At 42.6% G+C, this 24,958-nt stretch carries 24 protein-coding genes and 2 pseudogenes; 21 read left to right on the top strand and 5 right to left on the bottom strand.

Annotated features, from left to right (window positions below; genetic code table 11):
• The first annotated feature begins 38 nt into the window (after positions 1 to 38).
• From purD to purB, 6 genes are all read left to right on the top strand, one after another.
• The gene (gene purD, locus SORDD25_RS06005) at positions 39 to 1,301 is read left to right on the top strand and encodes a phosphoribosylamine--glycine ligase (protein ID WP_061853012.1); all 1,263 of its coding nucleotides are present in this window, start codon (positions 39 to 41) and stop codon (positions 1,299 to 1,301) included.
• Between the two features lie 94 nt (positions 1,302 to 1,395).
• On the top strand, positions 1,396 to 1,515 hold the full coding sequence (locus SORDD25_RS09445) for a phosphoribosylaminoimidazole carboxylase (protein ID WP_081103663.1): 120 nt from the start codon (positions 1,396 to 1,398) through the stop codon (positions 1,513 to 1,515).
• Between the two features lie 34 nt (positions 1,516 to 1,549).
• Positions 1,550 to 2,038: a 5-(carboxyamino)imidazole ribonucleotide mutase gene (gene purE / locus SORDD25_RS06010; RefSeq protein ID WP_000805604.1), complete on the top strand. Its 489-nt coding sequence runs from the start codon at positions 1,550 to 1,552 to the stop codon at positions 2,036 to 2,038.
• Entirely contained in the window at positions 2,025 to 3,098 is a 1,074-nt protein-coding gene (purK, locus tag SORDD25_RS06015; RefSeq protein ID WP_061853013.1) for a 5-(carboxyamino)imidazole ribonucleotide synthase, read from the top strand. The genes purE and purK overlap by 14 nt, the downstream gene beginning before the upstream one ends.
• Positions 3,099 to 3,111: 13 nt before the next feature.
• Entirely contained in the window at positions 3,112 to 3,705 is a 594-nt protein-coding gene (locus SORDD25_RS09450; RefSeq protein ID WP_241497230.1) for a hypothetical protein, read from the top strand.
• Between the two features lie 470 nt (positions 3,706 to 4,175).
• Positions 4,176 to 5,474 (top strand): adenylosuccinate lyase, encoded by a 1,299-nt coding sequence (gene purB, locus SORDD25_RS06025; RefSeq protein WP_061853014.1) that lies wholly within the window; start codon positions 4,176 to 4,178, stop codon positions 5,472 to 5,474.
• A gap of 57 nt (positions 5,475 to 5,531) precedes the next feature.
• On the opposite strand, the gene strH is transcribed toward purB, so the two are convergent.
• Positions 5,532 to 9,275, bottom strand: a complete 3,744-nt coding sequence (strH, locus tag SORDD25_RS06030; protein WP_061853015.1) for an LPXTG-anchored beta-N-acetylhexosaminidase StrH — start codon at positions 9,273 to 9,275, stop codon at positions 5,532 to 5,534.
• Positions 9,276 to 9,579: 304 nt separating this feature from the next.
• A complete protein-coding gene (locus SORDD25_RS06035) occupies positions 9,580 to 10,338 on the bottom strand; it encodes a GntR family transcriptional regulator (protein WP_193750115.1) in 759 nt (252 codons plus the stop codon).
• Positions 10,339 to 10,614: 276 nt separating this feature from the next.
• Between SORDD25_RS06035 and SORDD25_RS06040 the strand changes: the two genes are divergently transcribed.
• The 15 genes and pseudogenes from SORDD25_RS06040 to SORDD25_RS06110 all read left to right on the top strand — a co-directional run bounded on the left by SORDD25_RS06040 (position 10,615) and on the right by SORDD25_RS06110 (position 23,795).
• Positions 10,615 to 12,402: a glycoside hydrolase family 35 protein gene (locus SORDD25_RS06040; RefSeq protein WP_061853016.1), complete on the top strand. Its 1,788-nt coding sequence runs from the start codon at positions 10,615 to 10,617 to the stop codon at positions 12,400 to 12,402.
• Positions 12,399 to 12,875, top strand: coding sequence for a PTS sugar transporter subunit IIB (locus SORDD25_RS06045; RefSeq protein ID WP_061409943.1), 477 nt, complete (start codon positions 12,399 to 12,401; stop codon positions 12,873 to 12,875). The genes SORDD25_RS06040 and SORDD25_RS06045 overlap by 4 nt, the downstream gene beginning before the upstream one ends.
• A 26-nt stretch (positions 12,876 to 12,901) precedes the next feature.
• Positions 12,902 to 13,807 (top strand): PTS mannose/fructose/sorbose/N-acetylgalactosamine transporter subunit IIC, encoded by a 906-nt coding sequence (locus tag SORDD25_RS06050; protein WP_061409942.1) that lies wholly within the window; start codon positions 12,902 to 12,904, stop codon positions 13,805 to 13,807.
• Complete coding sequence (locus tag SORDD25_RS06055) at positions 13,794 to 14,615, top strand: PTS system mannose/fructose/sorbose family transporter subunit IID (RefSeq protein WP_061409940.1); 822 nt, start codon at positions 13,794 to 13,796, stop codon at positions 14,613 to 14,615. Before SORDD25_RS06050 ends, SORDD25_RS06055 begins: the two co-directional genes overlap by 14 nt.
• A gap of 6 nt (positions 14,616 to 14,621) precedes the next feature.
• Positions 14,622 to 15,026, top strand: coding sequence for a PTS sugar transporter subunit IIA (locus tag SORDD25_RS06060; protein WP_081103580.1), 405 nt, complete (start codon positions 14,622 to 14,624; stop codon positions 15,024 to 15,026).
• 335 nt (positions 15,027 to 15,361) lie between these two features.
• Positions 15,362 to 16,528 carry an SIS domain-containing protein gene (locus SORDD25_RS06065; protein WP_061853017.1) on the top strand — a complete coding sequence of 389 codons (1,167 nt, stop codon included), beginning with the start codon at positions 15,362 to 15,364 and terminating at the stop codon, positions 16,526 to 16,528.
• Positions 16,529 to 16,538: 10 nt separating this feature from the next.
• Entirely contained in the window at positions 16,539 to 17,534 is a 996-nt protein-coding gene (gene lacD, locus SORDD25_RS06070; protein WP_061853066.1) for a tagatose-bisphosphate aldolase, read from the top strand.
• Between the two features lie 146 nt (positions 17,535 to 17,680).
• Positions 17,681 to 18,718: an aldose epimerase family protein gene (locus SORDD25_RS06075; RefSeq protein WP_061853018.1), complete on the top strand. Its 1,038-nt coding sequence runs from the start codon at positions 17,681 to 17,683 to the stop codon at positions 18,716 to 18,718.
• 110 nt (positions 18,719 to 18,828) lie between these two features.
• Complete coding sequence (locus SORDD25_RS06080) at positions 18,829 to 19,683, top strand: VOC family protein (RefSeq protein WP_061853019.1); 855 nt, start codon at positions 18,829 to 18,831, stop codon at positions 19,681 to 19,683.
• 302 nt (positions 19,684 to 19,985) lie between these two features.
• Positions 19,986 to 20,558, top strand: a complete 573-nt coding sequence (locus SORDD25_RS06085) for a hypothetical protein (RefSeq protein ID WP_061853020.1) — start codon at positions 19,986 to 19,988, stop codon at positions 20,556 to 20,558.
• A gap of 1 nt (position 20,559) precedes the next feature.
• Entirely contained in the window at positions 20,560 to 21,234 is a 675-nt protein-coding gene (locus SORDD25_RS06090) for a hypothetical protein (RefSeq protein WP_061853021.1), read from the top strand.
• A 133-nt stretch (positions 21,235 to 21,367) separates the two neighbouring features.
• The gene (locus SORDD25_RS06095) at positions 21,368 to 22,039 is read left to right on the top strand and encodes a hypothetical protein (RefSeq protein ID WP_049506241.1); all 672 of its coding nucleotides are present in this window, start codon (positions 21,368 to 21,370) and stop codon (positions 22,037 to 22,039) included.
• A gap of 2 nt (positions 22,040 to 22,041) precedes the next feature.
• A pseudogene (locus SORDD25_RS06100) lies at positions 22,042 to 22,704 on the top strand (hypothetical protein).
• Positions 22,705 to 22,780: 76 nt separating this feature from the next.
• On the top strand, positions 22,781 to 23,338 hold the full coding sequence (locus SORDD25_RS06105; protein WP_061853022.1) for a DUF3592 domain-containing protein: 558 nt from the start codon (positions 22,781 to 22,783) through the stop codon (positions 23,336 to 23,338).
• A 199-nt stretch (positions 23,339 to 23,537) separates the two neighbouring features.
• Positions 23,538 to 23,795: a metal-sensitive transcriptional regulator gene (locus tag SORDD25_RS06110; RefSeq protein ID WP_002880547.1), complete on the top strand. Its 258-nt coding sequence runs from the start codon at positions 23,538 to 23,540 to the stop codon at positions 23,793 to 23,795.
• A 222-nt stretch (positions 23,796 to 24,017) separates the two neighbouring features.
• Here the strand turns inward: SORDD25_RS06110 and SORDD25_RS06115 are convergent, their stop codons facing one another.
• The 3 genes and pseudogenes from SORDD25_RS06115 to SORDD25_RS06120 all read right to left on the bottom strand — a co-directional run bounded on the left by SORDD25_RS06115 (position 24,018) and on the right by SORDD25_RS06120 (position 24,950).
• Positions 24,018 to 24,314 (bottom strand): rhodanese-like domain-containing protein, encoded by a 297-nt coding sequence (locus tag SORDD25_RS06115; RefSeq protein WP_000450165.1) that lies wholly within the window; start codon positions 24,312 to 24,314, stop codon positions 24,018 to 24,020.
• Positions 24,289 to 24,632: pseudogene (locus SORDD25_RS09455) on the bottom strand (rhodanese-like domain-containing protein); the annotation flags it as partial. The gene SORDD25_RS06115 and the pseudogene SORDD25_RS09455, both read right to left, overlap by 26 nt.
• 9 nt (positions 24,633 to 24,641) lie before the next feature.
• Positions 24,642 to 24,950 carry a rhodanese-like domain-containing protein gene (locus SORDD25_RS06120; RefSeq protein ID WP_000468871.1) on the bottom strand — a complete coding sequence of 103 codons (309 nt, stop codon included), beginning with the start codon at positions 24,948 to 24,950 and terminating at the stop codon, positions 24,642 to 24,644.
• Positions 24,951 to 24,958: the final 8 nt, after the last annotated feature.

The following is a 24,958-nucleotide window of genomic DNA, read 5'->3' on the forward strand; positions in this document are numbered from 1 at the left end:
TATAATATTAGTAAATAATTCGCAAAAGAGGTTGAGAAATGAAACTGCTTGTTGTCGGTTCGGGTGGTCGTGAACATGCCATTGCTAAGAAGTTGCTTGAGTCAAAAGACGTTGAAAAAGTCTTTGTAGCTCCTGGGAATGACGGGATGACTCTGGATGGTCTGGAATTGGTAAATATCTCTATTTCCGAACATTCTAAATTGATTGAGTTTGCAAAAGCCAACGATATTGCTTGGTCCTTTATCGGTCCAGATGATGCCCTTGCTGCTGGGATTGTTGATGAGTTCAATGCAGCTGGTCTCAAAGCCTTTGGTCCGACAAGGTCTGCAGCGGAGCTGGAGTGGTCCAAGGATTTTGCCAAGGAAATCATGGTCAAATACGGCGTTCCGACAGCAGCCTATGGCACATTTTCAGATTTCGAGGAGGCCAAGGCCTATATCGAGGAGAAAGGTGCTCCTATCGTAGTCAAGGCGGATGGCTTAGCGCTTGGAAAAGGTGTCGTCGTTGCTGAGACGGTTGAGCAAGCGGTCGAAGCCGCTCACGAGATGCTTTTGGACAATAAATTCGGTGACTCAGGTGCGCGTGTAGTTATCGAGGAATTCCTCGACGGAGAAGAGTTCTCTCTCTTTGCCTTTGTCAATGGCGATAAGTTCTACATCATGCCAACAGCTCAGGACCACAAACGTGCCTATGATGGCGACAAGGGGCCTAACACTGGTGGGATGGGTGCCTATGCGCCAGTTCCACACTTGCCACAGAGCGTGGTTGACACAGCCGTTGACACCATTGTCAAACCAGTTCTTGAAGGCATGATCAAAGAAGGTCGTCCTTATCTTGGTGTCCTTTACGCTGGTCTTATCTTGACAGCTGATGGACCCAAAGTTATCGAGTTTAACGCTCGCTTCGGAGATCCTGAAACGCAAATTATCCTGCCTCGTTTAACATCCGACTTTGCACAAAATATCACGGACATTTTGGATGGCAAAGAGCCTAACATCACTTGGACGGACAAGGGTGTGACACTGGGTGTGGTTGTAGCTTCAAATGGCTACCCGCTTGACTATGAAAAAGGTGTTGAATTGCCAGCTAAGACAGAGGGTGATATCTTTACCTACTATGCAGGGGCTAAGTTTTCGGAAAATAGCAGAGCATTGCTATCAAACGGTGGACGTGTCTATATGCTGGTCACAACAGCAGACACCGTCAAAGAAGCTCAAGAAACCATCTACCAAGAACTCTCCCAACAAAAAACAGAAGGCCTCTTTTACCGAACAGATATTGGAAGTAAGGCAATTAAGTAAAGATATAAGAATAATGTGACGAAGTCGCCAAACCCGATAATGGTCGTTTAATTTGCGAGCATTAGCGAGCTGATATAGAGCAATCACCGCCGTTGTGAAAGAACGATTGGATGATAATCCAATCGTTCAGGGAAATTGGAAGACCTTGGGCTTCCAATTTAGGCATGAGACACCACCTTTGGTGGCTGCTGCCGTCCCACACAACTTAAGGTGATTGAAAACAGAAAGGAAAGCAAAGGATACTAACTATGAAACCAGTAATTTCCATTATCATGGGCTCCAAATCCGACTGGGCAACCATGCAAAAAACAGCAGAAGTCCTTGACCGCTTCGGTGTAGCCTACGAAAAGAAAGTTGTTTCCGCACACCGTACACCAGACCTCATGTTCAAACATGCCGAAGAAGCACGTAGTCGTGGTATTAAGGTTATCATCGCAGGTGCGGGTGGCGCTGCTCACTTGCCAGGTATGGTAGCTGCCAAAACAACCCTTCCTGTCATTGGTGTACCAGTCAAATCACGTGCTCTTAGTGGCGTGGACTCGCTCTACTCTATCGTTCAGATGCCGGGCGGTGTACCTGTTGCGACCATGGCTATTGGTGAAGCAGGTGCGACCAATGCGGCCCTCTTTGCCCTCCGTCTCCTTTCAGTAGAGGATCAGGCTATTGCGACAGCATTGGCAGATTTCGCAGAAGAACAAGGAAAAATCGCAGAGGAGTCGACGAATGAGCTCATCTAAAACAATCGGAATTATCGGTGGTGGTCAGCTGGGTCAGATGATGGCCATTTCTGCTATCTACATGGGTCACAAGGTTATCGCGCTGGATCCTGCGGCGGATTGCCCAGCCTCTCGTGTGGCGGAAATCATCGTGGCGCCTTATAATGATGTGGACGCCCTCCGTCAGTTGGCGGAGCGTTGCGATGTCCTGACCTATGAGTTTGAGAATGTCGATGCTGACGGTTTGGATGCCGTTATCAAAGACGGTCAACTCCCTCAAGGGACAGATCTGCTCCGCATTTCCCAAAATCGCATTTTTGAAAAGGATTTTCTCTCAAACAAGGCACAAGTAACGGTGGCACCTTACAAGGTTGTGACCTCAAGCCAAGATTTGGCAGATATCGACTTGTCGAAAAACTATGTCCTCAAGACTGCGACTGGTGGCTACGATGGTCATGGACAAAAGGTCGTTCGTTCAGAAGTAGATTTGGAAGAAGCCTATGCGCTAGCTGACTCAGCAGACTGCGTTTTGGAAGAATTTGTCAACTTTGACTTTGAAATTTCTGTCATCGTATCAGGAAATGGCAAGGACGTGACAGTTTTTCCAGTTCAGGAAAATATCCACCGTAACAACATCCTCTCTAAGACCATCGTACCAGCCCGCATTTCAGAAAGTCTAGCAGAAAAGGCTAAATCCATGGCAGTGCGAATCGCAGAACAGCTCAATTTGTCTGGAACCCTTTGCGTGGAAATGTTTGCGACAGCTGACGACATCATTGTCAACGAGATTGCTCCACGTCCACACAATTCAGGTCACTACTCAATCGAAGCCTGCGACTTTTCGCAATTCGACACGCATATCTTGGGCGTTCTCGGAGCATCATTGCCAGCTATCCACCTGCATGCGCCAGCCGTCATGATCAACGTACTCGGCCAACATGTCGAGGCCGCTGAAAAATATGTCACAGAAAATCCAAGCGCCCACCTCCACATGTATGGTAAAATAGAAGCGAAGCACAACCGCAAGATGGGACACGTAACTTTGTTTAGTGATGCGCCGGATAGTGTGGATGAGTTTTAGACAGGAGGAAAGTTTGAAAATTGTAGAACAATTAGTACAGAAATTTAAATTATTACCTAAAAAAATAAAACAATTTTTTAAAAGTAGAACAATTGACGCTGAACACCTCATTGGTATTTGCTATTTGATGTTATATATGCTTCCTTTTCTTGTAAATGGAATGATATTTATAGTATTGGGGGCAATTTTAAAAAAAATACCATTTTTAAGCTTTTTAACCCCTATCATTATTTGCTTTATAAACGGTATTTTTCTATTTTACTTCAGTAAAAGAATTATCGCATATATTAAACAAAAGAGGTTTTTACTCAGTTTAATATTACTTTATATTGTATTGTCATTTTTTACAGCATTTATTTTTTGGATAGGAACAATATTTTTAAATATTACCGCTATGCTTTTCATGAAAATTCCTAATAGTCTGAGTGAAAATGAGCTATATGCTTTAATTGTTAAGTATAGTCATGGTTACAAAACTATGATAGATAATTTTGAAGGTTATTCAAGAGGAGCTATTCCATTTATTCAAATTTTAGGGTTCTCATATTTTCTAAATTTATTTATTCCGCTAAGATATCAGAGCGTTGACATACCAGTATATAAATAAATTTTCCGCATTTTAATAAAAGTAATTTATCTGATATTACCAATAATATTCTTTTTTATTTTTTCAAAAGTAGATAAAGATTCATACACAATCGTTGCACCTATAGGATTACTGATTATTTGGTTTTCTAAACCTGAAAATATAATTAGTATATTAAACAATAGTATCATTATTAGTGATGAAGATGTCAAACCGGAAGTAATCAACAGGATTAAAATTTTAAAATTATTTTTAACATTAATTGAGATATCATGGGGGATTAGCGTTTATTTTTTTGCTAATTATAGTGCAGTTGAAAGATTATTTATTACTTTAGGTATACTTTTTATTGGTCTTGTTTTACTAATTATTTGGCAAAAGTATATAAAAGCTCATCAAACTCAATGGATAGAAAATACATTGAAGAAAGAATCGGCTCAGAAAATTCTTGATAACATTCAAACAGACAAAACAAAAGGAGAACACAAACAATGATCAACCGTTACTCTCGCCCTGAGATGGCGAACATTTGGAGTGAAGAAAATAAATACCGTGCTTGGCTTGAGGTAGAAATCTTGGCTGACGAGGCATGGGCTGAGTTGGGGGAAATCCCTAAGGAAGATGTGGCTCTGATTCGCGAGAAGGCGGACTTTGACATCAACCGTATTTTGGAGATTGAGCAAGAGACGCGTCACGATGTGGTTGCCTTTACACGTGCGGTTTCTGAAACGCTTGGCGAAGAGCGCAAGTGGGTTCACTATGGTTTGACTTCTACCGACGTGGTGGATACTGCCTACGGTTACCTTTACAAGCAGGCCAACGACATCATCCGTCGTGATCTTGAAAACTTCACAAACATCATCGCTGATAAGGCCAAGGAGCACAAGTTCACCATCATGATGGGGCGTACCCACGGTGTGCACGCTGAGCCTACAACCTTTGGTCTGAAATTGGCAACTTGGTACAGTGAAATGAAACGTAACATCGAGCGTTTCGAGAATGCGGCTGCTGGTGTGGAAGCTGGTAAAATCTCTGGTGCGGTTGGGAACTTTGCCAACATTCCACCATTTGTAGAGCAATATGTCTGCGACAAATTGGGTATCCGTGCTCAAGAAATTTCTACACAAGTCCTTCCTCGTGACCTTCACGCTGAGTACTTTGCAGTTCTTGCTAGCATCGCGACTTCCATCGAGCGTATGGCAACGGAAATCCGTGGTCTGCAAAAATCTGAGCAACGTGAAGTGGAAGAGTTCTTTGCCAAGGGGCAAAAGGGATCTTCAGCAATGCCTCACAAACGCAACCCTATCGGTTCTGAAAACATGACAGGTCTGGCGCGTGTTATCCGTGGCCACATGGTGACAGCTTATGAAAATGTTGCTCTCTGGCACGAACGTGATATTTCCCACTCATCAGCTGAGCGAATCATCACACCGGACACGACCATTTTGATTGACTACATGCTTAACCGTTTCGGAAATATCGTCAAGAACTTGACGGTCTTCCCAGAAAATATGATCCGCAACATGAACTCAACTTTCGGTCTTATCTTTAGCCAACGTGCTATGTTGACCTTGATTGAGAAGGGTATGACCCGTGAGCAAGCCTATGACTTGGTGCAACCAAAAACAGCTTATTCTTGGGATAACCAAGTAGACTTCAAACCGCTTCTCGAAGCAGATCCAGAAGTGACATCGCGCCTTACACAAGAGGAAATCGACGAAATCTTCAACCCTGCATACTACACCAAACGTGTGGATGATATCTTTGAACGTATCGGACTTGGTGATTAATCTTAACAATAAAAAGCGAGATTCAATCTCGCTTTTTTGTATGCTTGTCGAAGGGGTTTAATCTTCTTTTCTCTTAGTGAGTCCGTAGGCTGCTAGTGTGGCCATGAGTCCTGCTACGACCAAGCCTGCAGATTCTTGACTTCCTGTTGCAGGGAGTTGTTTTTCATCTGCTTTGGCAGTAGTTGGTGCAGTTTGCTCAGCTTTCTCAACGGCAGTGCCGACTTCAACAACTTGAGTGACCGTTTCCTGAGATACTGCACTATTGACAAGAGTTCTTTCCTCCTTGCCGTCAGCAGTAGTGCTGACAGAGTAGAGAATCGTACGACGACCATTTACACCAGTAACGACGATTTGCGTTTGTCCGAGTGGTAATTTCGGATTTTCACGTGTCACGGTAGTGAATGGAATTTCTTCCTCTTGGATGTCCAGTCTTGGTTTTGCCTCTGCGGCTGGAGCAAGACCGTGTTCATCCCCTTTGTGCGTAATAGGGGCACCGATTTCAACCACTTGGGTCACAGGTTCTTTGGTTACTTGGCTATCTAGAACCGTTTCTGTTTGTTTCCCATTTTCAGTAAGAACAGAGATGTAATGAGTGCGTTCGCCCTCTACACCAGGTGTGATGATCTTTTCCTGACCAGCTGGGAGGTTAGGATTTTCCTTCTTGATAACTTCAAATGGAATCTTTTCTGCTCTTGTGATGAGTTCCGGTTTGGTTTCGACATTGGCAGCTAGTTCGTTTTCATCGAGGCTTCCTGAGTGGGTTGCAGCTGGTTTGAGACCAAGACGTGCAGCTTTGAGTTGCGCAACGAGTGTATCGAGGTCAGCCTGCTTACCACGACTGATGTTCCAGTCGATGTTTTCACGAGCAGTCTCGAGTGCTTTTACACTGTCTGTGCTGTATCCGGTCAAGTTTTGTGGAATCGCCGCAAGTTCTTCACGAAGAGCTGAGTAGTCGGCTTTGAAGTAATCCTTGTTGTGGTCTGCAAAGGCAGTCATAATGGTAAAGAGTTTGTCTTCTTCGTATATAGTTTCTGGTTTGTCAGCCCAGAGTGCTAACATGCTACCGATAGTTGGCAACTGAACATCAGGATATTTGGTTGATGGTAGTTGATTAAACGGTGTTTCAGCTACTTTTTTAAGAGCATTTTCATAGAATCCGCCACCTGTCTCAGGAGTTTGACCAAGAACATAGTACCAGTCACCATTGGTATTGAGGAATTTGTAACCTTTGCTTGCTAGATACTGTGGAGAAGCGAGATTGTAGCCCCACCAGCCCTTAGACCAGTAAGAGATGATAACGTCCTTGTCAAACTCGACATCATCCTTGTCTTCATAGTAGAAACCATCGTTGAAGGCCATTGGTTGAAGACCGCGCTCTTTTGCCATAGCCGCAAGAGAGTTTGCGTATTCGGCAAACTTGCCATAGAGTCCATACCATTTGAGGTAGTACCAACCTTGGGCGTTGGTAGCGTCATTAGCGTATTCGTCTGTACCGTAGTTAAAGATCTTAGTCTTGCCTGCAAAGAAGTCCATGTACTTGCCGATGAGGGCTTTGACAAAGTTCATCGCCTCTTCGTTTTCGAGGTCCATGGTTGTTTTAGAAACCTTGTCAAAGTTGGCTTGAGGATTCTTGATTCCAAGTTTTTCCATAGCGACGAGCATGGCATCCATGTGACCTGGGCTGTTGATCGCTGGGATGAGTCCGAGGCCTTTTGATTTTGCGTACTCGATCAATTCAGTGATTTCAGCTTGACTAAGAGTGGTTCCGTTTGGATCATCGTAGTAAGCTTTTGTTCCTTCAATGATGGCCTTTTTGACATCGTCACTTGCATAAGTTTTGCCGTTAGCAGTGATAGTCATGTCATCAAGAAGGAAGCGAAGTCCATCATTTCCTAGGAGAAGATGCACATCAGAGTAGCCGAGCTCGCTCGCCTTGTCTACGATGCGCTTGAGTTGATCGAGTGAGAAGTATTTCCGTCCAGCATCGATAGAGATTACTTTATTTTTGCTGAGTTTTTCAAGGTTGAGTTGCTTCGCTTCTTCTGGAGTGAGTCCAAGAGCAGCTCTTGCTGTTTTGAGATTGGCAACGGCTTGGTCGATGATCTTTTGGTCTGCACGAGTCAAGTTACGGTCGAGATCTTTGAGAGCTTCTTCAGCGCGTTTTAGCTCAGCGACCTTGTCCGCATCGTAAGGAGTGAGGTCCTGTGGAATGGTCTTGAGAGCTTCTGCGATAGCAGAGTAGTCTGCCTTGAAGTAGTCGCCATTCTTGTCTGCAAATGCCTTCATGAGTTTAAAGAGCAATTCAGGCTTGTAGGTTGCAGATGGCATATCTGCCCAAGCCGCGAGCATGCCCCCTATGATAGGAATGGAGTTGTTTTCTGACTTGACAACATCATCAATAGCAGCTCGCTCGATACCTCCTAGACCTTGGTCAAGGTTATACCAGCCCTGACCGTCGCCATCACGTCCGAGGACATAGTACCAGTCGTCGCGCGTGTTGAGGATTTGGTGTCCCTTGTCTGCCAGTAGCTTGGAAGAAGCGACGTCGTAGCCACCCCAGCCACCAGTCCACATGGATACGATAATGTCAGGGTCAAAGGTACCGAAATCGGTCTTGCTACTATAGTAGATACCATCGTTAAAGGCCATTGGCTTGAGACCGTGAGATTTAACGATTCGAGCAAGATCGTTTGCGTAGGCGATAAATTTGTCATAACCCTTATCTGGGAAGCCATCTTCGGGATACCACTTGTAGGCTTGAAGAACGCTCCATCCTTTGGCATCTGTAGCATCATTGGCGTACTCGTCTAGTCCGATATTGAAAATATCAGTTTTTCCAGCAAAGTATGCTGCATACTTGTCGATCAGAGCTTTAGTAAACTCAACAGCCTCTTTGTTATCCAGGTCAACGGTACGAGCAGATTCCTTACCAAAGTAGTTGAAGTTCGGTTTTTGGATACCTAGTTCTTTCATGGCATGCAAAATGGCATCCATGTGCCCAGGGCTATTAACGGTTGGGATTAGTCCGATACCTTTATCTTTGGCATAGTTAATCAAGTCCGTCATCTGGCTCTCTGCCAAGTGGTTGCCGTTTGGATCCTTGTAGTAGGCATCTGTTCCATTTTCGAGCGCACGTTTGACATCATCACTTGCATAGGTTTTGCCATTGGCTTTGATGGTCATATCGTCCAGCATAAAACGCATGCCATCATTTCCAACTAGTAAATGAAGATCAGTATAACCATAGTGTTTAGCTTTGTCGATGATTTCTTTGAGTTGATCTGGAGAAAAGTACTTGCGTCCAGCATCAATTGAGATCATTTTTCTTTTAGCCAGTTTTTCATTTACCTGAGCTGCTCGTTCAGTTTTAGGAGTGGTTACTGCAGGTGTGGCTGCTTCATTTTTCTTTTCTGAAGAAGAGTTTTCTGCAGGAACTTCAGTTGGAGCAGGACTTTCTTTCTCAGTAGTCGGAGTAGGACTAGCATTTTCTGTCACAGCTGGTGCAGTTGTTTCTTCCGTTTTTGGAGCAACTGTATGAGGAGCCTCCGTGTCTTCTTTGACATCTTCTTTTATAGGCTCTTCAGCCTTTTCTTCCAGTTTTTCTGGGGCCTTGGACTCTCCAACCTCATCGGGAGTTTGAGGACTCTCCTGGACAGTTTGAACGGTTTCTTCAGCTGTTGGAGCCGGAGTAATCCCGTCGGCAGCTACGACTTGTGCGCTAAAAGCAAATCCTATAAGTACAGAAGCTGCTCCAATTGCGTATTTACGAATGGAGAAGCGCTGTTTCTTTTCTAGTTTCATGACAAAACCTCCTTGTTGTTATCGTATATGATAGCGTTTACATAAAACCAATTTTATTTTATTATCTAGGGGGTAAAATGTCAAGTGGGTTTATATAAGAACTATAATAAATGGAGGAAAACATAAGATTTAGGAGAAAATTGCCAATAAAAGATAAAGATAGAAGGAAAAATGAAGCAAGTATTTAACTTGTTTTTAGTAAAAACGCTACTAATTAAATAAGAACCTTTCATGTCATTTTCATAGTTTCTTTCTCGTGCTATAATAAATACAGAAAAAGCCTGAGCTGGGCTCAGGCTTTTTCTTAATGACCTCGGTTACATGAGATGAATTTGATTTTGTAGTAGTCTGCTCGCTTATAAGTTTCACTATAGGCAAGGACTTGGCCAGTGGCCTCAAGTTTTGTAGTCTTGGTTTGGAAGACAGTTGGGAATTGTGTATCGATTCCAAGTACAGAAGCAGCATGCTCTGGTGTTGGAAAGGCAATCTCATTGATTTCCTCAAAATGCTCATCACTCATGTGAATGCGGTAATCCAATTTGAAACGTTTATAGATAGAACTATAATAATCAAGATTTGGATAGTTGGCATTGATATATTGTTCAGGAACATAAGATGTGTGGTAGATGTATGTAACGTCATTTGTTTGACGAATACGTTCAATCTTATAGTAGAATTGATCTCCACGTAGGCCGAGTTTCTCTAAATATTCAAGCTTGTTTCCGCGCTCGATAGAAAGGACAGTAACTTTATCGTCTTTTGTTTCAAAGATTTCAACATCTGAAAACTCAACGAGTTTGTGCTTACGTGCACGTGAAACGAAAGTTCCTTTACCTTGTTGACGGACAATATAGCCGTCTTTTGCAAGGTCATTCAAAGCACGAACAACGGTGATCGAACTAACATCGTACATCGCAATCAATTCTGCTTCTGTATAAAATTTATCTCCACTCGCAAATTGACCTGAGATGATTTTGTTTTTTAATTCATCTTTAATATATTGGTATTTTGGAATAGCCATAATTTCACCTCGATTCTCTTTCTCCAACCTTGATTTTACCATAAATACTGAGAAAATAGTAGTATTTAGGTAAAAAATTAAAATAATCGACTAAAGATGTTATGTTACATGTAAAAAATTTCATTTTCTAGCCTTGTGAATTATCATACATAAAAAAACGACTTTCATGCGATTTTTTGATAATTTCGGTAAACGGTAAGTAAAAAATAGAAAAATTTTAAAGAATTTTCTAAAACCTATTGACAAATGCAAAAGATTTGATTATATTTAATATTATAATAAATGAAAGCGCAAACTTAAATAGTCAGAGGTAGTAACATGACAAGATTTAAAATTGAGGACGATTTCTATTTAGATGGAAAACCGTTCAAGATTTTGTCCGGCGCCATTCATTATTTTAGAATTCCAGCGGAGGATTGGTATCATTCGCTCTACAACTTAAAAGCGCTTGGCTTTAATACAGTCGAGACTTACGTAGCATGGAATTTACACGAACCTGTTGAAGGGGAGTTTAATTTTGAAGGTGCTATGGATTTGGAGAGATTCCTCCAAATCGCACAGGATTTGGGTCTATACGCCATTGTGCGTCCGTCTCCATTTATCTGTGCTGAGTGGGAGTTCGGCGGTTTACCAGCTTGGCTCTTAACTAAGAACATGCGAATCCGTTCATCCGATCCGGCTTATGTTGAGGCAGTTGCTCGCTATTATGACCAATTATTACCAAGGCTTGTGCCTCGCTTGTTGGAAAATGGCGGAAACATTCTCATGATGCAAGTCGAAAATGAATATGGATCTTATGGAGAAGATAAGTCTTATCTGAGAGCGATTCGAAAATTGATGGAAGAACGAGGGATTGATTGCCCACTCTTTACTTCAGACGGTCCTTGGAGGGCTACTTTGAAAGCTGGAACCTTGATTGAAGATGACCTCTTTGTGACAGGAAACTTCGGCTCTAAGGCTCCTTACAACTTTTCACAGATGCAAGAATTCTTTGATGAGTATGGCAAAAAATGGCCCCTCATGTGTATGGAATTCTGGGATGGCTGGTTCAACCGTTGGAAAGAACCAATCATCACGCGTGATCCAAAAGAGTTGGCAGAAGCTGTTCGAGAGGTGTTAGAGCAAGGCTCCATCAACCTTTATATGTTCCATGGCGGAACAAACTTTGGTTTCATGAATGGTTGCTCGGCTCGAGGAACTCTAGATTTGCCACAAGTTACATCTTACGATTATGATGCCCTTCTCGATGAAGAAGGAAATCCAACTGCTAAATACCTAGCAGTCAAGAAGATGATGGCAACACACTTCCCAGAGTATCCACAGTTGGAACCACTTTACAAGGAAAGCATGGAAATGGAATCCATTCCACTAGTCGAAAAAGTTTCCTTGTTTGAAACCCTGGATAGCTTGGCAAGTCCAACTGAAAGCCTCTATCCAAAAGCGATGGAAGAACTTGGTCAAAGTTATGGCTACCTTCTTTATCGTACCGAAGCAAGTTGGGATGCAGAAGAGGAACGTCTCCGTATCATCGATGGACGTGACCGAGCTCAACTCTATGTAGATGGTCAATGGATTGCCACTCAATACCAGACAGAAATTGGTGAAGATATCTACTGTCAGGGAAATCGAGAAGGTTTTTCAGAGATTGACATCTTGGTCGAAAATATGGGGCGTGTCAACTATGGGCATAAGTTCTTGGCGGATACGCAACGTAAAGGAATTCGTACAGGTGTCTGCAAGGATCTACACTTCATGTTAAATTGGAAACAATATCCACTTCCATTGGATAATCCTGAGAAAATTGATTTTTCAAAAGGATGGACAGAAGGACAACCGGCCTTTTACGCTTTCGACTTCACCGTTGAAGAGCCTAAGGATACCTACTTAGATTTATCTGAGTTTGGTAAGGGAGTTGCCTTTGTCAACGGGCGTCACCTAGGACGTTTCTGGAATGTCGGCCCGACCCTCTCACTTTATATCCCTCATAGCTATCTCAAGCAAGGTGATAACCGCATCATCATCTTTGAAACTGAAGGTGAATATAAAGAAGAGATTCATTTAACTCGTAAACCTACACTAAAACACATAAAGGGGGAAAACTTATGACAATTGTAGGATGCCGTATCGATGGACGTTTGATCCACGGTCAAGTAGCCAATCTTTGGGCAGGGAAACTAAACGTTTCGCGCATTATGGTTGTAGACGATGAAGTCGTTAACAACGATATTGAAAAGAGTGGCTTGAAACTTGCTACACCACCAGGTGTGAAACTTAGTATCTTGCCAATTGAGAAAGCGGCAGCGAATATCCTTGCTGGTAAATACGATAGCCAACGTCTCTTTATCGTTGCACGTAAACCAGACCGTTTCCTTGGTTTGGTTGAAGCAGGCGTTCCGCTTGAAACACTCAATGTCGGCAATATGTCTCAAACACCAGAAACTCGTGCTATCACACGTTCTATCAACGTGGTAGATAAGGATGTGGAAGACTTCCACAAACTGGCAGAAAAAGGTGTTAAACTCACAGCTCAAATGGTTCCAAACGATCCAATATCAGACTTTTTGAGTTTATTAAAATAGGAAAAATTTTTTAGGAGGTCATTGTTATGATACAATGGTGGCAAATTTTACTTCTCACTTTGTACTCAGCTTATCAAATCTGTGATGAGTTGACAATTGTTTCATCTGCAGGTTCCCCTGTATTTGCTGGTTTTATTACTGGTTTGGTCATGGGAGATTTGACAACTGGTTTGTATGTCGGTGGTAGCTTGCAACTCTTGGTTCTCGGAGTTGGTACCTTTGGTGGTGCTTCTCGTATTGATGCTACATCTGGTGCAGTTCTTGCAACTGCCTTCTCAGTAGCTCAAGGGATTGACGCTGAACTTGCTGTTACAACAATCGCTGTACCAGTAGCAGCACTCTTGACTTACTTCGACGTTCTTGGACGTATGACAACTACTTTCTTTGCGCATCGTGTGGATGCTGCGATTGAGCGCTTTGACTACAAAGCAATTGAACGTAACTATCTACTTGGTGCAGTTCCTTGGGCTCTTTCTCGTGCTCTTCCAGTCCTCTTCGCTCTTGCTTTTGGTGGTGCTTTTGTACAATCGGTAGTAGACCTCGTTAAAGAATACCAATGGATTGCAGATGGTTTGACACTTGCAGGACGTATGCTTCCAGGTCTTGGATTTGCAATCTTACTTCGTTACCTTCCAGTTAAACGTAACCTTCACTACCTTGCAATGGGATTCGGTTTGACAGCGATGTTGACTGTTCTTTACTCAAATATAACAGGTCTTGGTGGCGCTGTTGCGGGTATCCTTGGTACTCTTCCTGATGATGTTGCTCAAAAGATTGGCTTTGTTAACAACTTCAAAGGATTGTCTATGATTGGTATCTCTATTATTGGTATCTTCCTAGCAGTGCTTCACTTTAAGAACAGTCAAAAAGTGGCTGTAGTAGCACCTTCTACAGAGTCAGAAAGTGGGGAAATTGAAGATGACGAATTCTAATTACAAACTTACAAAAGAAGATTTTAATCAAATCAACAAACGGAGCTTGTTTACTTTCCAATTGGGTTGGAACTACGAACGGATGCAAGCCTCTGGTTACCTTTATATGCTCTTGCCTCAATTGCGTAAGATGTATGGAGACGGTACTCCTGAGTTGAAAGAAATGATGAAAGTTCATACTCAATTCTTCAACACTTCTAACTTCTTCCATACTATTATTGTTGGTTTTGACCTTGCTCTAGAAGAAAAAGATGGGGTTGAGTCAAAAGATGCCGTTAACGGTATCAAGACTGGTTTGATGGGGCCATTTGCTCCTCTTGGAGATACTATCTTTGGTTCACTTGTACCAGCTATCATGGGTTCTATCGCGGCAACAATGGCTATTGGAGGCCAACCTTGGGGTATCTTCCTTTGGATTGCGGTAGCAGTGGCTTATGACATTTTCCGTTGGAAACAGTTGGAATTCGCCTACAAAGAAGGGGTTAACCTTATCAACAACATGCAAAGTACTTTGACGGCTTTGATTGATGCCGCATCTGTACTTGGTGTCTTCATGATGGGTGCTCTTGTAGCAACAATGATCAACTTTGACATTTCTTACAAATTGCCAATCGGTGAAAAGATGATTGACTTCCAAGACATCTTGAACACAATCTTCCCACGTTTGCTTCCAGCAATCTTCACTGGCTTTATCTTCTGGTTGCTTGGTAAGAAAGGTATGACTTCTACAAAAGCTATCGGTATCATTATTGCCCTTGCAGTAGGACTTTCTGCCATTGGTAAATTCTTACTTGGAATGGGAGCATAATTTCTTATGGCAAAACACTTAATTTTAGTGAGTCATGGTCGTTTCTGTGAAGAACTCAAGGGTAGCACAGAAATGATTATGGGACCACAAGAAAACATTCACGCGGTAGCTCTTCTTCCAGAAGATGGTCCAGAAGACTTTACTGCAAAATTTGAAGCTGCTATTGATGGTTTGGATGATTTCCTTGTCTTTGCGGATCTCCTTGGTGGAACACCGTGTAATGTGGTGAGCCGTCTGATCATGGAAGGTCGTGACATCGAACTTTACGCAGGAATGAATCTTCCAATGGTGATTGAATTTATCAATGCGAGCCTTACAGGTGCAGATGCAGACTATAAAAACCGTGCTGCAGAAAGCATTGTAAAAGTCAACGACCTGTTAGCGGGCTTCGATGATGATGAAGATGAATAATACTCTTTAAAAATCAAATTCAAACCGCGTCAGCGTCGCCTTGCCGTACTCAAGTACAGCCTGCGGCTAGCTTCCTAGTTTGCTCTTTGATTTTCATTGAGTATACGATGTGACAACGTAAAAATCACAGGGAAAATAGGCGACAGGAGGATGGAATCGTGCTCCGACGATGATCGGACTTTTCCCCAAGATTTTAGTTGGAACTCCATTCAATAAAATGATGTGACAGCGCAACAATCGCTAGAACACCTTATATAGATATACATGGGAATGGGGTCGACTCCCATTCCCATATTTTTAATAGGAATGAAACAACAATAGATTAGAGGAACTCTATGCTAAATTACACAAAAGAAGAATTACTTGAACTGGGTGCAGAAATCACGACTCGTGAGATCTACCAACAGCCTGATGTATGGAAAGAGGCTTTTGAAGCCTATCAAGCAAAACGGGAAGAAATTGCAGCCTTTTTGCAAGGGATCGCTGATAAGCATGACTATATCAAGGTCATCTTGACGGGTGCTGGTACTTCTGCTTATGTGGGAGATACCTTGGTGCCTTACTTTAAGGAAGTCTATGACGAACGCAAATGGAATTTCAATGCCATTGCGACAACTGATATCGTAGCCAATCCAGAAACCTATCTGAAAAAAGATGTGGCAACTGTCCTTGTATCCTTTGCTCGTAGTGGGAATTCGCCTGAAAGTGTGGCGACGGTTGATTTGGCCAAAGCCTTGGTGGACGACCTTTACCAAGTGACCATTACTTGTGCAGCAGATGGTAAATTGGCTCTTCAAGCTCATGGCGATGACCGCAATCTTTTGCTCTTGCAACCAGCTGCTTCCAATGACGCTGGATTTGCCATGACTTCTAGCTTTACGTCTATGATGCTAACAGCTCTCTTGGTCTTTGATCCTACAGAATTTGCTGTGAAAGCTGAACGTTTTGAAGTTGTGTCTAGCCTTGCCCGCAAAGTTCTAGACAATGCAGAAGATGTTAAAGAGCTGGTTGACCTCGACTTTAACCGCGTTATCTACCTGGGTGCAGGTCCTTTCTTTGGACTTGCTCATGAAGCTCAGCTCAAGATTTTGGAATTAACAGCTGGTCAAGTAGCGACTATGTATGAAAGCCCAGTTGGCTTCCGTCACGGTCCAAAATCATTGATTAACGAAGATACAGTTGTTTTGGTATTTGGTACAACGACAGACTACACTCGCAAGTACGACTTGGACTTGGTTCGTGAAGTGGCTGGTGACCAGATTGCTCGTCGTGTTGTGCTCTTGAGTGATCAAGCCTTTGGTCTTGAAAATGTCAAAGAAGTAGCCCTTGGCTGTGGTGGTGTCTTGAATGATATTTACCGTGTCTTCCCTTACATCATTTATGCCCAACTCTTTGCCCTATTGACTTCACTTAAGGTCGAAAATAAACCAGATACACCGTCTCCTACAGGTACCGTAAACCGTGTGGTACAAGGTGTTATCATTCATGACTATCAAAAATAAGGAAGTATCTATGAGTAAATTACAATTAAGTCCCAATAAAGTAGCTTGCTTGCAAAACCTCTCTGACGAGAACGGCATTATCTCAGCTCTTGCCTTTGACCAACGTGGTGCTTTGAAACGCCTCATGGCTCAATACCAAACAGAAGAGCCAACAGTGGCTCAAATGGAAGAACTCAAAGTCTTGGTAGCAGATGAATTGACTAAATACGCATCCTCTATGCTTCTAGACCCAGAGTATGGTCTTCCAGCTACAAAAGCGCTTGATGCTAATGCTGGTCTTCTCCTTGCTTATGAGAAAACTGGCTACGACACAACAAGCACCAAACGCTTGCCTGACTGCTTGGATGTTTGGTCTGCCAAACGTATTAAAGAACAAGGCGCTGACGCTGTTAAGTTCTTGCTTTACTACGATGTAGACAGTTCTGACGAACTCAACCAAGAAAAACAAGCCTACATCGAACGCATCGGTTCTGAGTGTGTGGCGGAAGATATTCCATTTTTCCTTGAAATCTTGGCTTACGATGAAAAGATTGCTGACGCAGGTTCTGCAGAATACGCCAAAGTGAAACCACACAAGGTTATCGGTGCCATGAAGGTCTTCTCAGACCCACGCTTCAACATCGACGTCTTGAAAGTGGAAGTTCCAGTCAACGTCAAATACGTTGAAGGATTTGGCGATGGTGAAATCGTGCATACTCGTGAAGAAGCAGCAGCCTTCTTCAAAGCCCAAGATGAAGCAACTAACTTGCCATACATTTACTTGAGTGCTGGTGTTTCAGCTAAACTCTTCCAAGAAACACTTGTCTTTGCTCATGAATCAGGCGCAAACTTCAACGGAGTTCTTTGCGGACGTGCAACCTGGGCTGGATCAGTTGAAGCCTACATCAAAGACGGTGAAGCAGCAGCTCGTGAATGGCTTCGCACAACAGGTTTTGAGAACATTGACGAACTCAATAAAGTTCTTCAAACAACAGCAACTTCATGGAAAGAACGTGTAAAAGCATAAAACAAGAATAGAAGAATCCCTTTTTGTTAAGAAGAGACTCAAGGTTTTCTGACAAAGGATTCTGAAAATAGAAACTACAACCATAGATGGTGCATACACTCTCTATGGTTTGTTTACTTAATAGAAATAGAAAAAAGGAGATGAAAATGAAAGCATACACAGAGCGTGTATTTGGAAATCATGAGGGCAAGGATGTCTTGGCCTATCGCTTTGAGACTGATGGTGGTTACCAGCTAGAGATCATGACCTATGGTGCGACCATCTTGCGCTATGTCACACCTGACAAGGCTGGAAATTTTGCCAATGTTATCTTAGGCTTTGATGATTTTGCTAGCTATGTAGGCAATAGTCCCAAGCATGGAGCAAGTGTAGGTCCTGTAGCGGGCCGTATTGCAGGTGCGACATTTGAGCTCAATGGCCAGACCTATAATCTTGAGGTCAACAATGCTAGCAACTGTAACCACAGTGGTTCAACAGGTTGGGATTCGAGCTTGTTTGAATTGGTAGAAGTGAGCGACAATGGCTTGACCCTCTACACAGAGCGTACAGATGGGACAGGAGGGTTCCCTGGTAACCTCAAGATCTGGATCAGCTACCACTTGGAAGAAACTGGTGCCTACGAAGTCAGCTATAAGGTGACGACAGATCAGGATACGCTTGTCAATCCAACTAATCACAGCTACTTCAACTTGTCTGGTGATTTCACGCAGACAATTGACCGCCATGTCTTCCAGCTAAATACGGAGGGCATTTACCCAATCGCTCCCGACGGTGTTCCGGCCAAAACTCCAGATGCCAATCGTGACGTAGTGAAACACATCTACAATGGTGCCTTGCTCAAGGATATCTTTGCAGAAGACGATGAGCAAATCCAGCTGGTATCTGGTTTGGATCACCCATTTGCTCTTCCTGCAGGTCATGACAATGCTGGTTTCCTTTATGACCAAAACTCAGGTCGCTTCCTACTTTTCAAGACAGAGGCCCCTTGCTTTGTGGTCTACACAGCAAACTTTGTGGATGAGAGTGTCATCATAGCTGGTCAGCCAATGATTCAGCACAATGGGATTGCCCTTGAAGCGCAAGCTTTACCAGATGCCATTCACAGCAACCTCAAAGACCAAGTCATTCTTAAAGCAGGGCAAACCTTTACCAGCAAAACTCGCTACGAGCTTGTTGTAAAATAAAAAGAAGAGCTGGTTTCCAGCTCTTTTGATTTGTCTTCGTTGACATTTTATTTCAATAGTGTATAATTGATGTAATTAATAAAGTTACAACAAACAAAAGGAGACACCCTATGACTTATGCATACCAAAGCCACATTTATCTAGCAGAGGCGGTTTTAAATGTCAAGGATTTGACGAGTCAAACGGCTTTTTATCACCAGATTATTGGCTTAGAGATTTTATCTCAAACAGAGACAGAAGCGATTTTGGGACTTGGTAGAAAAGCCTTGGTCCATTTGATTCAGGCAGAAAAAGCTGGGGAAGTAAGGGAACATTATGGGCTCTACCATCTGGCGATTTTGTTGCCGACACGAAAAGCTTTGGCAGATGTCTTGAAACACCTAAGTGATTTGCGCATTCCTCTGGTTGGAGGAGCGGATCATGGATACAGTGAGGCCCTTTATCTGGAGGATTTGGAAGGAAATGGCATTGAACTCTACCGTGATAAGCCAGTGTCTTCATGGGATATTCGCGAAGATGGCCGTATTATCGGTGTGACCGAGGCCCTTGCGGCACAGGATATCTATGAGTTAGGGGAAAAGGTAGATCCCTTTATCCTAGCTGAGGGGACGAGAATGGGGCATATCCATCTATCGGTTAAGGATAGCCATGCGGCGAGTCAGTTTTATCAAAAAGTGTTAGGGCTAGAGGATAAGTTTAGTATTCCAAGTGCTAGTTGGATAGCGGCTGGTCAGTACCATCACCATCTGGCTGTCAACGAATGGGCTGGAAAAGGTCTGGCTCCGCGTAAATCGGGCTTGCCTGGCTTGGCCTACTACGTCCTTGAGGTCGAAAGCAAGGAAGAGCTCTTAGCCATCGTTCAGCAAGCACAAGAGGTAGAAGCTCCGATCAAGTGGTTACATTCGAGTGAGTTGGATCTTATAGACCCAGACGGGATTGTGACCCGCATTCGCTTGGAACGATGAGATGTGAAAAACACATCATAGACATATAAAAAGGCGGACAAGCTCGTATTCTGTTTTTAGAATACGAACTTGTTCGCTTTTGTATGAAATGACGAAGCCTTTCTTGACTCTAGTCAAGGTATCTATCGGGGATATTTCCCCTTTTCTGGGGGTTCATGCTATAATACTAATAAACTTTTCTTTCTCTAGGAAGGCAAATGCCCAAAATCAGCTAGAATGCTGGCAATCGTTGTCACGATGCTTTTAAGAGAAAGTAGGATTCTGGTTGAATATCCGCATTGAGTTTAGGAGACGGGAAATAGATGGACACAAGTGTAAAAAATTTAATCAGTATGGGCCCTCTGGAGGACTCTTTTATCTATTATGATTTGGGGAATCAAGTATTCTACAGTGTAAAACAAGGCATGAATTATTCAGCCATTGCAGCCCCTATTGCAATCTATTCCTTGCAACGACTGTCGAAATTGCTCAACCAAACCTTTGGAGATGTCTCCTCACCTTTCAATCTGATCTTCTTTATCCTGATATCTCTGTTTTTGATTTTCGGGACCATTCTCCTTGCCAAATCTACCCGACGCAACATGAAGACAGATAGATTTAGAAAAGTTCGGCTGACAAAAGCCAATATCAAAACACTTAGGAGAAAATCTAGATGGACCGTCCTAGTTGAGATTTTTTGTTTCCTCATGATTATGTTTTCCATCTATCGCTATTTTATCTATTCTGATTTTCAGTTCTTGATTATGTATATGTTAGGGATTTTTTCCCTTGTTTATATTGTCTATGAATTTCAGATGAAAACGCGCAAACGACTGTTCAAGGAGCTGATGGAGACATTACAGGACGGTAGCCGAGGGAAAGAGGGAGAAATGTAAGATGAGAAAAATCATTTATATAGGCCAAGGAAACCAGCAATCCGTCTACTATAACACAAAGACGAGAGAGGCATTAACGACAGAATCTAGCAACTTGCCAGATAGTGAAGGCGCCATCAGTTCAAAGAAATCCAAGTGGCCTTGGATTCTCTTCTTTGCTTTCTTGCTAGTTGCTGTCATCAGTATTTGGATTCGTTCTTTGATAGCGCCCTTTAGATTGAGTGAGTGGATGGCTCCGATCCATTTAGCCGCTATCCTTTTCGTTTTTATCGGAAGTGTTTATGGATTTGAAAAACTGTTCTACAGTGGGGCTAAGTCGCTTGTCCCAGCAAGTGAAGAACAGTTTAAAGATGCGGTTGAAAGTAGTACTTTTTGGAGGAAGTCACCAGATAAGGAACCAACAGTCGATAAAATCATCTTGTATCTATTTGCTATCCTCGTTCTTCTATTTGTTTTTGTAATTGTTGTGTTCTTTGCCATACCTGGGACCTTCATTCCCTACTATGAACATGAATGGTTTGAGCCGTCCATGTTCATGGTGCCAATCGGAGCAACAATCGTCCCAATTAGTGTCGTACTGCTCTTATTCCAAAACAATCCAATCCGCTGGCTGTTATCCGTACGAAAGTATGAACAAGGGAAAGTGATATTTGCAGAAGAAGAGGAGAAACAATAGGTTTCATACTTATGCTATTGAGACCTTATTTGGTGTATGGGTAGGAACAGTGGTTGGTGATGTTTTATCAACAACCTATGATAAAATTGAAGTTTCTGATTATAGTGATTGGTGGAAACTGTGGTGATTTTATATGAGAAAAATAATTTTTATTGGACAGAGCGGTAATAAGGCCGTTTACTATAATACGCGAACGAGAGAAGCTCTTGTAGCAGATAAGAGCGCCTTGTTAAATACAGAAGGGGCTAGGAAGAGCAATAGTGCTATCATTCCTTTGATGTTTGCTTTTGTTTTTTTGGGTATTATCGGAGGATTAGTAGCTATACCTGCATTTTCAGATTTTCGATACAACAGCTGGATGGTTCCGCCTTATATCGTTGCCCAGTTCTTTGTCTGCTTTGGCTTTATATGGATGATGGAAGAAGCCTTGTATAAAGAGGTGAAACAGGTTCAAGGGGCAAGTTCTCAACAGTTCGCGAAAGCTGTTGATTCAAATCTGTTCTGGGACAATTTCAGCGATAAAAAAGCGACGTTTGGGAAAATGTTGGCTTTTATGATTGTTATGCTATTAGTTTTTATGACTACTATAGTAATATTTGTTGCTACTATCCCAAGTATTATTGACTCATTCAATAAGCAAGAGACATTTGATATACAAATCTTTTTCTCGCTTTTAGCAGGCCTCTTTCCAGCTGTTTCTTATTTGTTGTTATTCCAAAACAACCCTATCCGCTGGCTCTTAGCTGTGCGGAAGTATGAGCAGGGGAAAGTGATATTTAGGGGAGAAATAGAAAAGAGGGAATGATAATGTCACAAGAGAGATATTTGCAGATCAAAAAAGAGCATCAAGTTCGTAAGTTTGTGGGGCGTTTCCTCTTCATTCTTCTCGCTATACTCGATGTTCTACTGGTATCAAGTCATTCCAATTATGTCCCGCTTGTAACGGTGGCTATGGTAACGATTGTGCCTTTTAATCATTTTCTACTTGGTCCTCTTAGGAGACAGAAAAAAGCCATAGAAAAAGAGCATCCAGAATGGAAAATACTCAGTACAAAGGGAGTAAAGGTTCCCTCGGCTGAGGCCAATAAAAGAACCTTGGCTGGTATTGGGATCTTGATAGCCTTACTGTTGTCTTTTGGGTTATTCTATAAACCTGTGAAACAGCCGAACGTCCAAGTAAACAATCCGCCTAAGCTTGATTTTAACACGCCTGGAACGTCCAAGCCTTCTGAGTCTGAGTCGTCCAGTTCCTCTAAGACCAAAGAATCCAGTTCCCCAGAATCGAAATCCTCGTCTTCGACTGAACAAAGTTCTAAAACCGAAAATTCAGGAACAAAACCGTCAAAAAGCGAGTCCAATAATCCCTATTACTAGATTCCAGGACTTACTGACGAACAGGTGAGAGATATCATATCGAAATCTGTGAAAGATTTGAGAGAAAAACAGTCAAAAGAAAAATCCGAAGAGTAGACTCGAGGACATCGATGTCCTTTCTGGATGAGTTAGTTTTAAGATTTTACTGTATAAAATAACAGGAGGAGTTCATATGAATAAAGAAGTGATTGGTTTGATAGTTGGGACAATCGTCATCTTCCTATCTTTTGTATTTGTGTGTGGGACCTTTCTCTATCTCTATCTTCGAGATCAGAAGTTGGTCCGTCTTGCCAAGTCATCCGTACAGGGAACGGTTATCGGCTATAGCCGTTTTCGTGAGGGGTATCCACCTATCGTCGAATACACGGTGGATGGGATTGCTTATAAGAAAACCTTGCAGTATTTTATGTTCAAAACGGTCACAATTCCGTGGGGAACTACTAAATTTTTAAAGGACTATACAAGAGAAGATATGCTAGCGACTTCGATCACTCGCTACAGCAACTCCTTTGTTTCCTTCAAACGCTTGATGCAGACCCATTTCCCCCTTCATTCGGAGCTGACAGTCTGGTATGATCCAGACAAGCCGACCAGGGCCTATGTCGAACGTTACAGCGGAATGGACAGGTTTTACAAGTGGTTTGGTATCGGATTTGGGCTGGCTCTAGTTATAGTCTATGGGATAGTGATCCTAGCCTTTTTGTCCAATTTGTCCAAGATATACGCATAAAGGTCAGTTGGTTGAAAGGAAACGCGACTTCCCATCGAGCTTCAAGGAGGACAGAGTTTCTTTTCCATTTCCATGCTCACCTATCTTTTCTTTCTGATACAGAGAAAAGGTTGCCTCCCACAAATACAGACAGGAAGTGAATTTTGACAAAGCCCCTTATTCGAGATATAATGAAGAAAAAGTGACCAAGGATAAATTAATGACAAACTCAAAGTATATCACACGCCTGAAACGTTCAGAGGGTCAGTTGCGTGGGATTCAAAAGATGATTGAAGAAGATCGTGACTGCGCAGATATTGTTACGCAGTTGACAGCAGTGAAATCTAGCGTTGAGCGCGTGATTGAGATGATCATTACTGAAAATCTCACTGACTGTATCAACCAACCACTAGACGACCCCGAGGCTCAAAAGGAACGCCTAGAAAAGGCCATCCGATACCTGATTAAACGGAAATAAACTAATTTGCTATTGATAAACAATGCAGACAAAGGTATTTAAGTTTGTTCCGACAAAAAAATCATGTAGGACAAACGGATGAGTTCCCCCCAATACCAATGAGAAAACCTCTTTTTAGATACCATAAAGTTGCTTCTTTTTTAGAAGCGACGGGTTACGAACCCTATATCAGCGGGTTGCAGAAATGAAAAAACCGATTAAGGAACTTAATCGGTTTTTTGCTTATTCTACTTGACCGGGCCAAGCATTCATACCACCTTCTACATTGATAACGGTGAGGTCTTGGGCGCTTAGAAATTCACAAGCAGATGCGGAGCGTACTCCACCTTGACAGATGACATGGTATTCCTGGTCAGGTTTGAGTTCTTTGTAACCTTGCTCCAAAGTACTTAACGGAAGATTTTTGGCCCCTGGTGCATGTCCTGCTTGGAATTCGTGCGCTTCACGTACATCGATAAGATTTAGATTTTCATTTAGGTATTTTTCATAAAAGTCAGCCATGCTGATACTCGTTTCCATATTCGACTCCTTCTGGATTAGCCATTTTGTATAGTGAATAAGCGGCGTCAAGGTTTTGGACGGTAAACCCTGCCGCTAGAGGATACGCTCTGTGATCTAGCTACGCAAAACGCTGATGTAGGCGTCTGGTTCATCCAAGTTCTCCCATAGTTTGTTTAGGGGGATATGAATGGTATCGACCTTGGGTCGCCCCCTGAAATTCGCCACTTGTCCCGTATATCTAGGGATTTTGGCCCTTAGTCAGATTGTCTTTGAGCGGACACCTTGGATATGGTCGCTCAGACCCTCGATAAGGTTCAAGGCTGCGTAGCCAATTATTTTATACTTCTAGATGACCTTACCTGTCCAAGCGCTCATACCACCTCGAACATTGATGACATCATAGCCTTTTTTCTTAAGCTTTTTCGCAGCTAGTTTGCTTCGCACACCAGAGTGACAAATGACATAAAGTGTTTCTTTTGTCGCAGGTGTATAAGATCCGATTTCCGTTAAAGGAACATTTTTTGCATTTTTGATATGACCTCTACGGAATTCCATAGGCGTCCGAACATCTAGTAGCTGAATCGGTTCTCTGAGTTTAGCTTCTAACTCGCTGGTAGAAATACTGTCAATTTTTGTAAATAATAAGTGAAACATAGGCACCT

Source organism: Streptococcus oralis, from assembly GCF_001579525.1.
GTDB lineage: Bacteria > Bacillota > Bacilli > Lactobacillales > Streptococcaceae > Streptococcus > Streptococcus oralis_M.

Coding starts and splice junctions, on each gene's coding strand:
- SORDD25_RS06080 (WP_061853019.1), top strand. CDS start 18,829: ATGACTTATGCATACCAAAGCCACATTTATCTAGCAGAGGCGGTTTTA.
- SORDD25_RS06075 (WP_061853018.1), top strand. CDS start 17,681: ATGAAAGCATACACAGAGCGTGTATTTGGAAATCATGAGGGCAAGGAT.
- lacD (WP_061853066.1), top strand. CDS start 16,539: ATGAGTAAATTACAATTAAGTCCCAATAAAGTAGCTTGCTTGCAAAAC.
- SORDD25_RS06040 (WP_061853016.1), top strand. CDS start 10,615: ATGACAAGATTTAAAATTGAGGACGATTTCTATTTAGATGGAAAACCG.
- SORDD25_RS06035 (WP_193750115.1), bottom strand. CDS start 10,338: ATGGTAAAATCAAGGTTGGAGAAAGAGAATCGAGGTGAAATTATGGCT.
- SORDD25_RS06045 (WP_061409943.1), top strand. CDS start 12,399: ATGACAATTGTAGGATGCCGTATCGATGGACGTTTGATCCACGGTCAA.
- SORDD25_RS06050 (WP_061409942.1), top strand. CDS start 12,902: ATGATACAATGGTGGCAAATTTTACTTCTCACTTTGTACTCAGCTTAT.
- strH (WP_061853015.1), bottom strand. CDS start 9,275: ATGAAACTAGAAAAGAAACAGCGCTTCTCCATTCGTAAATACGCAATT.
- purE (WP_000805604.1), top strand. CDS start 1,550: ATGAAACCAGTAATTTCCATTATCATGGGCTCCAAATCCGACTGGGCA.
- SORDD25_RS06120 (WP_000468871.1), bottom strand. CDS start 24,950: ATGTTTCACTTATTATTTACAAAAATTGACAGTATTTCTACCAGCGAG.
- SORDD25_RS06060 (WP_081103580.1), top strand. CDS start 14,622: ATGGCAAAACACTTAATTTTAGTGAGTCATGGTCGTTTCTGTGAAGAA.
- SORDD25_RS06085 (WP_061853020.1), top strand. CDS start 19,986: ATGGACACAAGTGTAAAAAATTTAATCAGTATGGGCCCTCTGGAGGAC.
- SORDD25_RS06095 (WP_049506241.1), top strand. CDS start 21,368: ATGAGAAAAATAATTTTTATTGGACAGAGCGGTAATAAGGCCGTTTAC.
- SORDD25_RS06105 (WP_061853022.1), top strand. CDS start 22,781: ATGAATAAAGAAGTGATTGGTTTGATAGTTGGGACAATCGTCATCTTC.
- SORDD25_RS06055 (WP_061409940.1), top strand. CDS start 13,794: ATGACGAATTCTAATTACAAACTTACAAAAGAAGATTTTAATCAAATC.
- purD (WP_061853012.1), top strand. CDS start 39: ATGAAACTGCTTGTTGTCGGTTCGGGTGGTCGTGAACATGCCATTGCT.
- SORDD25_RS06115 (WP_000450165.1), bottom strand. CDS start 24,314: ATGGAAACGAGTATCAGCATGGCTGACTTTTATGAAAAATACCTAAAT.
- SORDD25_RS06065 (WP_061853017.1), top strand. CDS start 15,362: ATGCTAAATTACACAAAAGAAGAATTACTTGAACTGGGTGCAGAAATC.
- purB (WP_061853014.1), top strand. CDS start 4,176: ATGATCAACCGTTACTCTCGCCCTGAGATGGCGAACATTTGGAGTGAA.
- SORDD25_RS06110 (WP_002880547.1), top strand. CDS start 23,538: ATGACAAACTCAAAGTATATCACACGCCTGAAACGTTCAGAGGGTCAG.
- SORDD25_RS06090 (WP_061853021.1), top strand. CDS start 20,560: ATGAGAAAAATCATTTATATAGGCCAAGGAAACCAGCAATCCGTCTAC.
- purK (WP_061853013.1), top strand. CDS start 2,025: ATGAGCTCATCTAAAACAATCGGAATTATCGGTGGTGGTCAGCTGGGT.